Genomic DNA, 14,006 nt, shown 5'->3' with positions numbered 1-14,006 from the left:
GCCGATAAGGCAGCGCTCAGCGGGGAATATCGAAGGTCACGATGACCTGGTTGACCTCGCCCTTGACCGGCGCTTCGCCGGTGCGCGTGCTGCCGCGTACGCCGTAGTAGAGCTGGAAAGGCAGGCTGGCATCGCGCCCGTTGAAGAAGTCGGTGCTGCCGCTGTCGGCATGGCTGACATCCCAGCACAGGGCCGCATCCTTCCAGCAGAGACGGGCTTCAAAGCCGGCCGGCTTGCGCGCTACCGTGTAGCGCCAGCTGACCTTGCTGATGGTGGCGCCCGGCGGGATCTGACCCACTACCTTGAACTGCGTGAGATAGTCGGCATTGCGGGCGCGGATGTCGGGACCTGCTGCGTCCGAGGCGTAGGCGCCGCTGGGGCCATTCTTCGCGGCGGCCGGTGCTACGGGTGAGGGCGCTGCCGGCGTGACAGGCGATACGATGATGATGGGGCGGCGGTTTTCCGTGCCGCCCTGCGGCAGGCTCAGGTTGCGATCGGCATAGCTCTGGGCCGGTGCCAGAGCAGGGAGCAGGGCGCTACCGGCCAGCAGCATCATGCTGGCCAGCCCGGCGCGCTCACGCATGGCGACGATGCCCCTTCAGCGGCAGCGTGATCTGCACCAGCAGGCCGCCACGGGTTTCTTCATGACCCTTCAAGCTCAGCTTGCCATTGTGCTTGAGCACGATGCGGTTGACGATCGCCAGCCCCAGTCCGGAACCGTTGGCCTGTCCGCGCGCGCTATCGAGCCGCGTAAATGGGCGCAGCAGACGCTCGCATTCATTCTCCGGCACGCCCGGGCCATGATCGAACACATCCACCACTACGTGATGCCCTTCGATGCGACTGCACAGATGGATCTCCGCACAATCGGTGCCCGGCGTCTTGCCGTAGCGGCGGGCATTTTCCACCAGGTTGCTGAAGACCCGCGCCAGCTCGGTGCCATTGCCGGCGACTTCGGTGGCCGGGGTGATCTGGGCGGTGATCTTCACGTCGGACAGCCTGCCGGAGTTGCTGGCAACGTCTTCCAGCAGGCTGGCCAGGTCGATGGTTTCCAGATTGCTGGTGTCGAAGGGTTTGGCGTAGTCGAGGAACTGCCCGATGATGCTATCCATCTGCGCCAGATCCGAATGCATGCCATCGCGCGATTCGTCGGAGAGGTTGGCCATCTCCACTTCCAGCTGCATGCGCGCCAGCGGGGTGCGCAGGTCGTGCGAGATGCCGGCCAGGATCAGGGCCCGGTCGGACTCGATGCGATTGAGGTCGGCCACCATCTGGTTGAAGCTGCGGTTGGCTTCCTCGATCTCGGTCGGTCCGGACTCGGGTAGCGGCTCTGGTTGCCGCCCCTTGGCGATGGCCCGGGCCGCAGCCGTCAGGCGCGCCAGCGGCTGGTTGATCAGGGTCGAGATGAAGACAGCGCCGATCAGTGACAGGAACAGTGCAATCGAGCCCCAGCCCAGCCATTGCAGACTGGAGGTGCGATCGAGGCGGCCACGGTCGAGCATCAGCCAGTACTGGTCGTCATCGATGTTGAAGCTGATCCAGAAACCCTCGACGTCGTTTACGCTGGAGGCGAAGGTGGTGTTCTCATCCAGCGACTGGCGCACGTAGTACTCCAGTTCGGGGACGATGGGTGAGTCTTCCGGCGGGACGATGCGGTCGGTCTTTTCCAGCGGATAGATGCGGATACCTTCATTGCTGGCCAGGTCGAACAGGAGTTCGCGTCGCATCTCCGGCGCCGAGTGGGTCAGCGCAGCGCGGGTGATGGTCACGACCGAGACGATCTGGGCGGCCAGCTGCTCCGCACGCGGGCCGCGTTCGACCATGCGGAAACTGGCCACCCAGGCCACCATGCTGGCGGTGATCAGGAAGGTCAGGAGGAAGAAGGTACGCCAGAACAGGCCGTTGCTGAACCATCCTGATTGGGGTCGGGCTTTCATCGGCAAACGGCCTGCAGGTCAGGGGTGAAGCGGGCGATCAGCGCGGTTTCCCTTCCGGGATGAAGACATAGCCCAAGCCCCAGACGGTCTGGATGTACAAGGGATTGGCCGGATCCGGCTCGATCAGCTTGCGCAGGCGGGAAATCTGCACGTCCAGACTGCGGTCGAAGACTTCATATTCGCGACCGCGCGCCATTTCCATCAGTTTTTCACGCGACAGCGGCTGGCGGGCGTTACGGGCAAAGACCTTCAGTACCGAGAATTCGCCGGTGGTGAGGGAAATCGTTTCGCCGTTCTTTTTCAGGGTACGGGTCCCCAGATCAAGGATGAAATCGCCAAATTCGAAGGTTTCCGGCGTCTCCGAAGGCGCACCCGGAAGTTCGTCCGGGCCCTTGCGGCGCAGCACCGCGTTGATGCGGGCCACCAGCTCACGCGGATTGAACGGTTTGGGCAGGTAGTCGTCGGCACCCATTTCCAGGCCGATGATGCGGTCCACGTCCTCGCCCTTGGCGGTGAGCATGATGATCGGGGTCTGGTCGCCGGCGCCGCGCAGGCGGCGGCAGATCGCCAGGCCATCTTCGCCGGGCAGCATCAGGTCCAGCACCAGCAGATCGTAGCGCTCACGGATCCAGAGCTTGTTCATGGCCTGGGCGTTTTCGGCCGTGACCACGTTGAAACCCTGTTCGGTCAGATAGCGACGCAGCAGGTCGCGCAGACGGATATCGTCATCCACCACCAATACTTTGAATTGATTGGCGGATGTTGTCGTATTACTATTGTTGCCAGTAGTTGTATTCATGTTGCCTATGGTAGCGTCTTGGCGATTTTGAGCAAGTCAGTGCGGATGATCCATTACAAACTGTTACATACCTTACCTTAATCATCTTATACCATCGCGGCCTGCGGCCTAAACTGGAATCAAGCACGAAAGCCATGTCGTCAGTGCTTTCCCTTTTGATTCTCTGTCCTCGGAAAATACGCACATTATGAAGATTGCAGTCGTCAACAAGCTATGTCTGGCAGTGATGCTGGCGCTCGGTGTGGGAGCGGCCGCGTCGGCAGCTCCACCACAGGGTGGCCGGCCGATGCCGGGGCAGCCGGGCGACTTCCGTCAGCACGCGGGTGATTTCAACCCGCAGGATCATCGCAACCAGATCGCCAGCGATCAGGATCAGCGCCGCAACGGCAAGCTCAGCGCCGATGAACGGCGTGAACTGCGTCGCCAGATCAACGAGGTCGGTCAGGACATCTACCGCGTCAAACGCTAGAGTTGATTACTGCTTCATGGATGTCGTCGGCACGGAAAGATTCCCGCCCGATCCAGAAATGCGAAAAGCCCGGATGCACAACATCCGGGCTTTTTCACGTTCACTGACCACAGTGCTCGCTGCGCCTGCGCAAGACCTCGCCCGATCTATATCTGGTGCGCCTTGCCTAGTTTCTTTTCCAGACGATGCTGCAGGGCCTCGAAACACAGGCTGAGCATCCAGTAGATCGCCGCTGCCGCCAGATAGAGCGGTAGCGGGCGGAAGGTCACGGCGATCACTTCCTTGGTGGCCAGCATCAGTTCCGTGACGGTAATGACGGAAACCAGCGAGGTATCCTTGATCAGGCTGATCAGGGTGTTGCTCATCGAGGGGACGGCGATACGCACCGCCTGCGGCACGATGATGTAGCGCAAGGTCTGGAAATAGGTCAGCCCGACGCTGTAGGAGGCGTTCCACTGACCTCGGGTAACGCCCAGGATGGCACCGCGCAGGCTTTCCGACAGGTAAGCCCCGGCGTTCAGGCTCAGGGTCAGGACGCCGGCCGTCAGCGGCGAGAACTCGATGCCGATCCCCGGCAGGCCGTAATACACCACGAAGATCTGCACCAGCAAGGGCGTGCCGCGCATCATGCTGACGTAGAGCGCAGCCGGCCAGTGGATCGGGCGCCAGGGAACGATGCGCGCCACGGCCAGCACGAAACCCAGCACCAGTCCGCCCACCATCGACGCCAGTGCAAAAAGCAGGGTATAGCCCACGCCCTTGGCCAAGGTGGGGGCGGCTTGCTGTAGCAGTTCCAGGATTTCCATAGGTATTCGATATAAAAAATTATCCCCGCAATGCGGGGATAAGTCGGTCCGCCCGGTCAGTGCCGGGCGGCATGGAGCGCCGGTGAGCGCGCCTTATTGTGCTTTCGGCGCCTGGCTCACGTCAATGCCGAACCATTTCTCCGAAGCGGCCTTGAAGCTGCCGTCGGCCTTGATGTCGGCCAGGGCCTTGTTCAGCGCGGCCTTGAATTCCGGGTTGCCCTTGCGGAAGGGGATACCGATCTTGTCGACGGTGCCGATGGGGCTGCCGGCCTTCAAGGGCAGGTTGGTCGACTTCAGGATGTAGCCGATCAGGAGGCTGTCGTTCAAGGCGGCGTCGATGCGACCGGCGGCCAGGTCAGCCAGGTATTCCGGCGAGCCCGGATAGGTGCGCACGTCGATGCCTGGCACGGCCTTGGCCTTCTGTTCGAAGTTGGTGCCCTGGCCCAGGCCGAGCTTCTTGCCCTTCAGGTCGTCCAGGCTCTTGAATTCGCGCTTTTCATCCTTGCGCACGATCAACTGGGCGCTGGACAGGGTGTAGGGATCGGAAAAGTCGAAGGCCTTCTGGCGTTCGTCGGTAATGCCCACCTGGTTGATGATGACGTCATACTTGCCGGCGCCCAGGCCTGCCAGGATGCCGCTCCATTCGGTGGTGGTGAAGACGGGTTTCACGCCCAGCTTGGCCGCCAGCAGCTTGGCCACGTCGACCTCGAAGCCGGTCAGCTCGCCCGTCTTGGCGTCCTTGAAGTTGAACGGCGGATAGTTGCCTTCCAGCGCCACTTTCAGGGTGCCGCTGCTCTTGACCGATTGCAGCAGGTCAGCTGCGGAAACGCTCAGGGAAGAGGCCAGCAGTGCAGCGCCAACGCCAGCCAGCAGCCATTGCTTGATGTTCTTGTTCATTTGTCGATTTCCTTTCGAAAACAATCGCCACGAAAATGCAGCCAGGTCGCCATGATGCCTTCGTTTTGCCGAACTGCAAGGGCAGGCTTAAGACTTTGATGTAGAAAGCTTATGCCGGCCCCCAGCCAGGCGGCATCAGGCCTGCAGTTGCTCCAGCGCTTCCTGCTGCTCCAGCCACTCGTTCTCCAGCTGTTCGAGCTCCTTGCTGCAATAGGCCTGGTCAGTGATGAGCGTCTTCAGTTCTTCCTTGTTGGCCGCATCGTAGATATCGGCACTTCCCAGCCGCGCATCGATGTCAGCCTTGCGCGCATTGAGCTTGGCGATCTGTTCATCCAGCCGCTTGATGCGCGTCTCGATGGGCTTCTTCAGCGCCGACATCTTCTGGCGCTGCTCGGCTTCCAGTCGCTTCTGCTCCTTGCGGTCCACATTGCTGGCCGACGAAGCGGCATCCACCACCTGGCTGGCCGTGGGCAGGGGCGCTGCGGCAGCCGCATCATTGCGTGCGGCCAGCTTGGTCTTGAAGAGCCAGTCCTTGTAGTCGTCCAGGTCGCCGTCGAAGTCTTGCAGCTTGCCCTCGGCCACGATCAGGAACTGGTCGGTGGTGGCACGCAACAGATGGCGATCGTGGGACACCAGGACCAGCGTACCTTCGAACTGCGCCAGGGCCATGGTCAGGGCTTCGCGGGTTTCCAGGTCGAGGTGGTTGGTCGGTTCGTCCAGCAGCAAGAGGTTGGGGCGCTGCCAGACGATCAGCGCCAGGGCCAGTCTCGCTTTTTCGCCACCCGAGAAGGGCGCGATGGAGGACGAGGCCATGGTGCCGTTGAAGTTGAAGCTGCCCAGGAAGTTGCGCAACTCCTGCTCGCGCACATCCGGCGCCAGTCGCGTCAGGTGCCACAGCGGCGATTCGTCATGGCGCAGCATCTCCACCTGGTGCTGGGCAAAGTAACCGATCACCAGCCCCTTGCCCAGGCGGGCCGTGCCGGACAAGGGATCGATCTCGCCTGCCACCGTCTTGATCAGCGTGGACTTGCCGGCGCCGTTGACGCCCAACAGGCCGATGCGCTGGCCGTTCTGCAGCGAAAAGTCGATGCCGTGCACGATGATCTTGTCTTCATCCGGTGCGCCGTTCTTGCCCTCGATGTGATAGCCGGCATTGACCTTTTCCATCACCAGCAAGGGGTTGGGCGCCGACAGCGGTTCGCGGAACTCGAAGGAGAATTCGGCCGCCGCGCGCAGCGGCGCCAGTTCTTCCATCTTGGAGAGCGCCTTCATGCGGCTCTGCGCCTGGCGCGCCTTGGTAGCCTTGGCCTTGAAGCGGTCGATGAAGGATTGCAGGTGGGCGCGCTGGCGCTGCTGCTTCTCGATCATGCCGGCCATCAGTTCCAGCTGGGCCGCGCGCTGGCGCTCGAAGGCGCTGTAGTTGCCGGAATAACGCTTGAGCTTGCGATCATCGATATGAACGATGACATTGACCACGCCATCCAGGAAATCGCGATCGTGGGAAATGATCAGCAGGGTGCCCGGGTAGCGCTTCAACCAGTCTTCCAGCCAGATGATGGCATCCAGGTCCAGGTGGTTGGTCGGTTCGTCCAGCAGCAGCAGGTCGGACGGGCACATCAGCGCCTGTGCCAGGTTCAGGCGCATGCGCCAGCCGCCCGAGAAGCTGGCCACCGGCCGCGCCATCTGCTCCAGCGAAAAGCCCAGGCCCAGCAGCAACTGCTCGGCACGCGAGCGCACCGTATAGGCGTCGGCATCGGCCAGGGCGGTGTGCAGCTCGGCGATGTGGTTGCCGTCGTGCTTGTCATCGGGCTGCGCTTCGGCGCGGGCCAGATCGGCTTCCAGCTGGCGCAGGTGGGCGTCGCCATCGATGGCGTATTCGATGGCCGGACGGTCCAGCGCCGGCGTTTCCTGCGCCACGTAGGCCATGCGCCAGCGTGCCGGGAAATCGATATTGCCCTGGTCGGCGTGCAGTTCGCCACGCAGCATGGCGAACAGGCTGGACTTGCCGGCGCCATTGGCGCCGATCAGGCCGATCTTGTCGCCCGGGTTGAGCGTCAGGTCGACATTCTCCAGCAGCGGCTTGACGCCGCGCTGGAGGGAGACTTGCTGGAAACGGATCATCGGTGATTCACAATCAGTGGAACGCGGTGGAGCAGGGCGGACTTCAGGGCATCAGCCCAGTTGCAGTTGTTCGGCCGTGACCAGGAATACCATGTCGTCGCCTGCGCTGGTGGTCAGCCAGGTCAGTTCCAGTTCCGGGAAGGCGGCTTCGGCAAAGGCGCGTTCGTTGCCGATCTCGACCACCAGCACGCCTTCGGGCGTGAGGCGTTCAGCGGCACCAGCGACGATCTTGCGCACCAGGTCCATGCCATCCTCGCCGCCGGCCAGCGCCAGCTGCGGCTCGCGCAGGTATTCCTGCGGCAGCTTGGCCATGGAACCGGAATTCACATACGGCGGATTGCTGATGATCAGGTCGTACTTGCGGGCCGGCAGCTTGGTGTAGAGGTCCGACTCGACCAGGGTGATGCGATCCTGCAGCTGGTACTCGTCCACGTTCTTGCGCGCCACCGCCAGTGCATCGGCGGAGATATCGACGGCATCGATCTGCGCATGGGGGAAGGCGTCGGCCAGCAAGACCGGCAGGCAGCCCGAACCGGTACACAGGTCCAGCGCATTCACGATGGCTTCCGGGTCCTGGATCCACGGCGAGAAATGCTGCGGAATCAATTCGGCGATGAAGGAACGCGGTACGATCACGCGCTCATCGACGTAGAAGCGATAGGCACCCAGCCAGGCTTCGTTGGTGATGTAGGCGGCCGGCACGCGGTCCTTGCTGCGACGCTCGATCACCCGCATGACGGAGGCAATTTCCTCGGGCAGCAGACGCGCATCGAGGAAGGGATCGAGCTGGTCCAGCGGCAGCTTCAGCGTATGCAGGATCAGGTAGGCTGCCTCGTCCAGCGCATTGCTGCTGCCGTGACCGAAGAACAGTTGTTCGGTGTTGAAACGGGTCACGGCGTAGCGCAGCAGGTCGCGGACGGTGGAGAAATTGTTGGGGGTCATGATGTTCTCTTCAATGCCGGGCACTCAGGCCAGCAGGTTTTCCAGCGTCTTGCGGTAGATGTTCTTCAGGGGATCGATGTAGCGCACCTCGATGTGCTCGTCGATCTTGTGGATGCTGTCGTTGGGCGGCCCGAACTCGATCACCTGCGGGCAGATCTGGGCGATGAAGCGGCCATCGGAGGTGCCGCCGGTGGTCGACAGTTCGGTCTCCAGCCCGGTCTCGTCCTTGATCGCCTTGGCCAGCGCGTCCGACAGGTCGCCGCGCGGGGTCAGGAAGGGCAGGCCGCCGACCGTCCACTTCAGGTCGTATTCCAGGCCATGCTTGTCCAGGATGGCATGCACGCGCTGCTGCAGGCCCTCCACGGTGCTGGCGGTGGAGAAGCGGAAATTGAAGTCGATCACCACTTCGCCCGGGATCACATTGGAGGCGCCGGTGCCGCCGTGGATGTTGGAGACCTGCCAGGACGTCGGCAGGTAGTACTCATTGCCCGCATCCCACTGCTCGGCGACCAGCTCGGCCAGCGCCGGCGCGGCCTGGTGAATGGGGTTGCGCGCCAGTTGCGGATAGGCGATGTGGCCCTGGATGCCCTTGACCGTCAGCTTGCCCGACATGGTGCCGCGGCGGCCGTTCTTGATCATGTCGCCCAGGGTCTTGGCCGAGGTCGGCTCACCCACGATGCAGTAGTCCAGTTGCTCGCCACGTGCCTTCAGGGCATTGCAGACCACCACGGTGCCGTCGATGGCCGGGCCTTCTTCATCGCTGGTGATGAGGAAGCCGATCGAGCCCTTATGATCCGGATGGGCCGCGGTGAACTCCTCGCAGGCCACCACCATGGCGGCGATCGAGGTCTTCATGTCGGAGGCGCCACGGCCATACAGGCGGCCCTCGCGCAGGGTCGGCTGGAAGGGATGCGACTGCCACTTCTCCAGCGGGCCGGTGGGCACCACGTCGGTGTGGCCGGCGAAGACCACCAGCGGCTGGGCTGTTCCCTTGCGCGCCCACAGGTTGGTGACGTCGCCGGACTGGATGGTCTCGCAGACGAAGCCCAGGGGCGCGAGCAATTCCGCCAGCCGCGCCTGGCAGCCTTTGTCTTCAGGGGTGACGGAAGAAAGGGACATCAATTCCTGGGTCAGGGCCAGCGTCTTGCTCATGATCATTTCTCGAAAATGTGTTGATACTGATCGGCCTTGAAGCCGACGTGATAGTGCTTGCCGTCGAAGAGCACCGGGCGCTTCACCACCGAGGGGTTTTCCACCATGAGTGCAACTGCGGCAGCGTCATCGGTGATGGCGGCCTTGCGTTCGTCAGGCAGGGCGCGCCAGGTGGTCCCCTTGCGGTTGACCAGCACGTCGCGCTCCACGTCCTTCAACCAGGCTTGCACCTGTGCGGCCTCGAGGCCGGCCTTCTTGAAATCGTGGAAATGGAAGGCGATCCCTTGCTCGTCCAGCCACACGCGGGCCTTCTTGACGGTGTCGCAGTTGGGGATGCCGTAGAGGGTGATCTTGTCGCTCATGCTCGTTCTCGCGCTTTGCAATCGGGGCCACTAGAACACGACGCCGCGCCGGTGTACGAGACGACCGGCGCGGCGCGTGGTGATGCAGGACTTCAATGAAGCCGCAAGGCGGGATTACTCGCCGCGCAGCAGTTCGTTGATGGAAGTCTTGGAACGGGTCTGGGCATCGACCTTCTTGACGATGATCGCGGCGTACAGGCTGTACTTGCCATCCTTGGAGGGCAGGTTGCCCGGTACCACCACGGAACCGGCCGGCACGCGGCCGTAATGCACTTCACCGGTTTCGCGATCGTAGATCTTGGTGGACTGGCCGATGTACACGCCCATGGACAGCACCGAGTTTTCTTCGATGATGACGCCTTCGACCACTTCCGAACGGGCACCGATGAAGCAGTTGTCTTCGATGATGACCGGACCGGCCTGCACCGGCTCCAGCACGCCGCCGATGCCGACGCCGCCGGACAGGTGAACGTTCTTGCCGATCTGCGCAGCCGAGCCAACGGTGGCCCAGGTGTCGACCATCGTGCCTTCATCGACATAGGCGCCGATGTTGACGTAGGAGGGCATCAGCACCACGTTGCGGCCGATGAAGGAACCGTGACGAGCCACCGCCGGCGGCACTACGCGGAAGCCACCCTTGGCGAAATCTTCGGCGGTGTAGTTGGCGAACTTGGTGGGCACCTTGTCGTAGAACTGCGGATAGCCGGTACCGGCCGACATCGGCACGTTGTCTTCCAGGCGGAACGACAGCAGGATGGCCTTCTTCACCCATTGGTTGACTTCCCACTGGCCGACGCCTTGACGGTTGGCGACGCGCAGGGTGCCATCGTTCAGGCCTGCGATCACTTCGGCGACTGCATTGCGGATGTCGGCCGGAGCGCTCTTGGGGGACAGGCTGGCGCGGTCTTCCCACGCCTGATCGATGATTTGCTGAATGGACTGTGTCATGTTGGTATCTATGAACGGTTGGGTGAAAGGGGTATTGGTCTCGCTTGTCGGCGGGCTTTTAGCCCTGGCCGGCGAGTTTCTTGGTAAAGGCGACGATGCGTTGCGCCGCCTCCAGGCATTCCTCGACTTCGGCCACCAGCGCCATGCGGATGCGACCGGCGCCCGGATTGACGCCATGCGCCTCGCGCGCCAGGTAGCTGCCGGGCAGCACCGTGACATTATATTCGGCGTACAGGCGACGGGCGAATTCGGTGTCGCTGATGGCGACCAGCTTGTCGACCTTCGCCCAGAGGTAGAAGGCCGCGTCCGGCAGCGCTACGTCCAGCACTTCCTGCAACAGCGGGGTGACCTGCGAGAACTTGGTGACGTACTTGGCGATGTTGTCCTGGACATGGGTCTCGTCCTTCCAGGCCTCGACCGACGCCGCCTGGATCACCGGGCTCATGGCGCCGCCATGGTAGGTGCGGTAGAGCAGGAATTTCTTCAGGATCGCCGCATCGCCGGCCACGAAGCCTGAGCGCATGCCTGGCACGTTGGAGCGCTTGGACAGGCTGGAAAAGGCGATCAGGTTGCGGTAGTCGCGGCCCAGCTTATGGGCGGCTTCCAGGCCACCCAGCGGCGGGTCCTGCTTGAAGTAGATTTCCGAATAGCACTCGTCGGAAGCGATCACGAAGCCATAGCGATCCGACAGGGCGAACAGCTCCTTCCAGTCTTCCAGCGTCAGCACCGCGCCCGTGGGGTTGCCGGGCGAGCAGACGAAGAGCAGCTGCACGCGCTCCCACACCTCTTGCGGCACCTGGCTGAAGTCCGGTGCAAAGTTGCGCGCCGGGTCGGAATTGACGAAGTACGGCTGGGCTCCGGCCAGGTAGGCCGAGCCTTCGTAGATCTGGTAGAACGGGTTGGGGCACATCACCAGCGCGCCGGGCCTGGTGGGGTCGATCACGGTTTGCGTCAGCGAGAATAGTGCCTCACGCGAACCATTGACCGGCAGGATTTCGGTGGCCGGATCAGGGCGCGGGATGCCATAGCGATTCTGCAGCCAGTCGGCAATCGCGCCGCGCAGGGCATCGCTGCCCAGCGTGGCCGGGTAGGAAGCCAGGCCGGCCAGGTTGTCGGTCAGCGCGCGCTTGATGAATTCCGGTGTCGGATGCTTGGGCTCGCCGATACCCAGGCTGATCGGACGATAGGCCGGATCGGGCGTGATGCCGGCGAAGAGCTTCTTGAGCTTTTCGAAGGGATAGGGCTGCAGTTGGTCGAGTAGGGGATTCACGTCGCTGGGGCTGGAGTAAAGCTGCCCGGGCCGGCAACTGGCCGGATCATCAGCGAGAACGCGATCATCAGGCAGGAAGGACGGCCACGGCAAAGGGCTGGGAAAGCTTGCGATTATACCGTCATTGCCGCGCCGATGGTCGCTTGGCGAATTGATACGATGACATGCATGAGAGACAAGATGTCCGGTTGCCGGCAAGCGGGCTGCGCAGGTGTTCAGTCCATGTTGCGGCCACGTTATGAAATGTGCAATCCCGAAAATCAGGCCTGCGTAGCGGGTGTATTCAGCGGATTGTCAGCAAGCTTTCGGGGGTATTGTGGGCGCTCGCCAAAACTGGCCGGCTCACAAGGCTGGCACTGAACCCCGGAGAACAAGAATGAAAAGCCTAAAGGCGCAGCTACTGTCTGCGCTGGTCGTGATGTGGGTTGGTCTGTTGCTGCTGGCCGCCTGGTCGGCCTTCAGCGCCCGTGAAAACATGATGGACGAACGCAAGGACGGCCTGCGTCGCGTGGTCGAGGCCGCCAATGGGGTGGTCAACAGCTATGTGGCCGATGTCGCCGCCGGCAAGATTTCCAAGGAAGAGGCGCAGAAGAACGCGCTGGAGCGCATCGCCGCCATGCGCTATGACGGTGACAACTACCTTTTCATCTTCGATTCCCGCCCGGTGGTGTTGATGTTGTCCTCCAACAAGGCCATGATCGGCAAGAACGTGGCCGACCGCAAGGATTCCGAGGGCAAGGCCTATTACGTCGAGATGATGAAGGTCGGCCAGGAAAAGCAGCAAGGCTTCGTCCAGTACATGGGGCGCCTGCCTGGTACCGATGACAGCAACCGCACTCCCAAGATGAGCTATGTGGTGCATAACAAGACCTGGGACTGGTTCATCGTCACTGGCGTGTTCCTGAGCGATGTACAGGCACAGTTCCGCAGCGACCTGATCCGGCTTCTGGGCATCCTGCTGGTGGTGGGCGTGGTGGTGTCGGTGATGATGCTGGCCATCATCCGCCGCATCACCGGCAGCCTGGGCGGCGAGCCGGCCTATGCGGTGGGCATCGCCACCCGTATTGCCAATGGCGACCTGACCGTGAAAGTCGATACCCGGCCCGGTGACAAGCGCAGCCTGCTCTACGAGATGGCGACCATGCGTGAACGCCTGGCCGGGGTGATCCAGGGCATCCGCCAGGGCACCGATGCCATCGACGTCGGTGCGCACGAGATCGCGGCCGGCAACCTGGACCTGTCTTCTCGTACCGAAGAGCAGGCCGGCTCGCTGGCGACCACCGCGTCCAACATGGATTCGCTGACCGCCACCGTCAAGCAGAACGCCGACAACGCCCGCCAGGCCGGGCAACTGGCCAACAACGCTTCGGAAATCGCCAAGCGCGGGGGCGAGGTAGTGGGGCAGGTGGTGCAGACCATGGAAGGGATTACTGAAAGTTCGCGCAAGATTTCGGACATCATCGGCGTCATCGATGGCATTGCCTTCCAGACCAATATCCTGGCCCTGAACGCCGCCGTCGAGGCGGCCCGGGCCGGCGAGCAGGGCCGCGGCTTTGCGGTGGTGGCTTCCGAGGTGCGCTCGCTGGCCCAGCGTAGCGCCCAGGCCGCCAAGGAAATCAAGGCCCTGATCGAAGATTCGGTGCAGCGCGTGGGCAGTGGCTCCGACCAGGTGGCCCGCGCCGGTGAAACCATGGGCGAGGTGGTCTCGGCGGTGCATCGCCTGACCGATATCGTCAGTGAAATCTCGGCCGCTTCCGAAGAGCAGCGCCGCGGCATCGAACAGGTCAACCTGGCCATTGGCGAGATGGACCAGGTGACCCAGCAGAATGCGGCTCTGGTCGAGGAAGCCGCCGCCGCAGCCGGCTCGCTGGAAGAGCAGGCGCGACGCCTGAAGGCGGCCGTGGCCACCTTCCGGGTCGAAGGCGAGGCCTCCGCCGCGGAAGCTGCTGCGCGCCCGGTCCCGGCAATGGCGGCCAAGCCGGCGTCCGCTCCGGCCTTCAAGCCGACCCCGAAGCTGACGCCGAAGGCGGCGGCTCCGGCGAACCCGGCAGCCCCCGCCAAGGCTGCCGCGCTGGCCATACCGGCGGCCAAGCCGGCCGCCGGGAAGAAGCCGGCGCCCACCGGCGATGATGGCGACTGGGAAACCTTCTGATCCTTGCCGCCGCCGTAGGTAGTCCTTGACGCTGTGCCGATGCAAGTCGGCGCAGCGTTTTTCATTGGGCGAGGAAAGGGGCGGTGAAAGTGCCGGCCAGGACTCGGAGGAGGGCCGTTTTTGGCCGTGGCGGGGGCTGGCGATGTTATGA

General features: G+C 63.0%; 13 protein-coding genes. 2 read left to right on the top strand and 11 right to left on the bottom strand.

Going from position 1 to position 14,006, the window contains the following annotated elements; all coding sequences use genetic code 11:
* Positions 1-16: 16 nt before the first annotated feature.
* The 3 genes from ACEOAC_RS14545 to ompR are packed head-to-tail and all read right to left on the bottom strand — an operon-like array spanning position 17 to position 2,736.
* Entirely contained in the window at positions 17-583 is a 567-nt protein-coding gene (locus ACEOAC_RS14545) for a flagellar protein FlhE (protein ID WP_413443658.1), read from the bottom strand.
* Positions 576-1,937 carry an ATP-binding protein gene (locus ACEOAC_RS14540; RefSeq protein WP_413443657.1) on the bottom strand — a complete coding sequence of 454 codons (1,362 nt, stop codon included), beginning with the start codon at positions 1,935-1,937 and terminating at the stop codon, positions 576-578. The genes ACEOAC_RS14545 and ACEOAC_RS14540 overlap by 8 nt, the downstream gene beginning before the upstream one ends.
* Positions 1,938-1,974: 37 nt before the next feature.
* Entirely contained in the window at positions 1,975-2,736 is a 762-nt protein-coding gene (gene ompR, locus ACEOAC_RS14535) for a two-component system response regulator OmpR (protein ID WP_039874787.1), read from the bottom strand.
* Between the two features lie 187 nt (positions 2,737-2,923).
* Between ompR and ACEOAC_RS14530 the strand changes: the two genes are divergently transcribed.
* Positions 2,924-3,205 carry a hypothetical protein gene (locus tag ACEOAC_RS14530; protein ID WP_006462564.1) on the top strand — a complete coding sequence of 94 codons (282 nt, stop codon included), beginning with the start codon at positions 2,924-2,926 and terminating at the stop codon, positions 3,203-3,205.
* Between the two features lie 146 nt (positions 3,206-3,351).
* Here the strand turns inward: ACEOAC_RS14530 and ACEOAC_RS14525 are convergent, their stop codons facing one another.
* The 8 genes from ACEOAC_RS14525 to dapC form a co-directional block, all read right to left on the bottom strand.
* Positions 3,352-4,011 (bottom strand): amino acid ABC transporter permease, encoded by a 660-nt coding sequence (locus ACEOAC_RS14525; protein ID WP_006462563.1) that lies wholly within the window; start codon positions 4,009-4,011, stop codon positions 3,352-3,354.
* Positions 4,012-4,104: 93 nt separating this feature from the next.
* Positions 4,105-4,908: a cystine ABC transporter substrate-binding protein gene (locus ACEOAC_RS14520; protein ID WP_413443656.1), complete on the bottom strand. Its 804-nt coding sequence runs from the start codon at positions 4,906-4,908 to the stop codon at positions 4,105-4,107.
* A gap of 135 nt (positions 4,909-5,043) precedes the next feature.
* Positions 5,044-7,029, bottom strand: a complete 1,986-nt coding sequence (locus ACEOAC_RS14515; protein ID WP_077237108.1) for an ATP-binding cassette domain-containing protein — start codon at positions 7,027-7,029, stop codon at positions 5,044-5,046.
* 51 nt (positions 7,030-7,080) lie between these two features.
* The gene (gene prmB, locus ACEOAC_RS14510; RefSeq protein ID WP_241813078.1) at positions 7,081-7,971 is read right to left on the bottom strand and encodes a 50S ribosomal protein L3 N(5)-glutamine methyltransferase; all 891 of its coding nucleotides are present in this window, start codon (positions 7,969-7,971) and stop codon (positions 7,081-7,083) included.
* 24 nt (positions 7,972-7,995) lie between these two features.
* Positions 7,996-9,123 (bottom strand): succinyl-diaminopimelate desuccinylase, encoded by a 1,128-nt coding sequence (gene dapE, locus ACEOAC_RS14505; protein WP_102663001.1) that lies wholly within the window; start codon positions 9,121-9,123, stop codon positions 7,996-7,998.
* A gap of 2 nt (positions 9,124-9,125) precedes the next feature.
* Entirely contained in the window at positions 9,126-9,485 is a 360-nt protein-coding gene (locus ACEOAC_RS14500) for an ArsC family reductase (protein WP_006462558.1), read from the bottom strand.
* Between the two features lie 114 nt (positions 9,486-9,599).
* Positions 9,600-10,433: a 2,3,4,5-tetrahydropyridine-2,6-dicarboxylate N-succinyltransferase gene (gene dapD, locus ACEOAC_RS14495; RefSeq protein ID WP_006462557.1), complete on the bottom strand. Its 834-nt coding sequence runs from the start codon at positions 10,431-10,433 to the stop codon at positions 9,600-9,602.
* A 58-nt stretch (positions 10,434-10,491) separates the two neighbouring features.
* A complete protein-coding gene (gene dapC, locus ACEOAC_RS14490) occupies positions 10,492-11,703 on the bottom strand; it encodes a succinyldiaminopimelate transaminase (RefSeq protein WP_413443655.1) in 1,212 nt (403 codons plus the stop codon).
* A gap of 376 nt (positions 11,704-12,079) precedes the next feature.
* Here dapC and ACEOAC_RS14485 point away from each other — a divergent pair, with 376 nt between their 5' ends.
* Positions 12,080-13,855: a methyl-accepting chemotaxis protein gene (locus ACEOAC_RS14485; protein ID WP_413628427.1), complete on the top strand. Its 1,776-nt coding sequence runs from the start codon at positions 12,080-12,082 to the stop codon at positions 13,853-13,855.
* Positions 13,856-14,006: the final 151 nt, after the last annotated feature.

The organism is Herbaspirillum frisingense, from assembly GCF_047325095.1.
GTDB classification, from domain to species: Bacteria; Pseudomonadota; Gammaproteobacteria; order Burkholderiales; family Burkholderiaceae_D; genus Herbaspirillum; species Herbaspirillum frisingense.
This window is presented reverse-complemented; position numbering and strand designations above follow the sequence as displayed.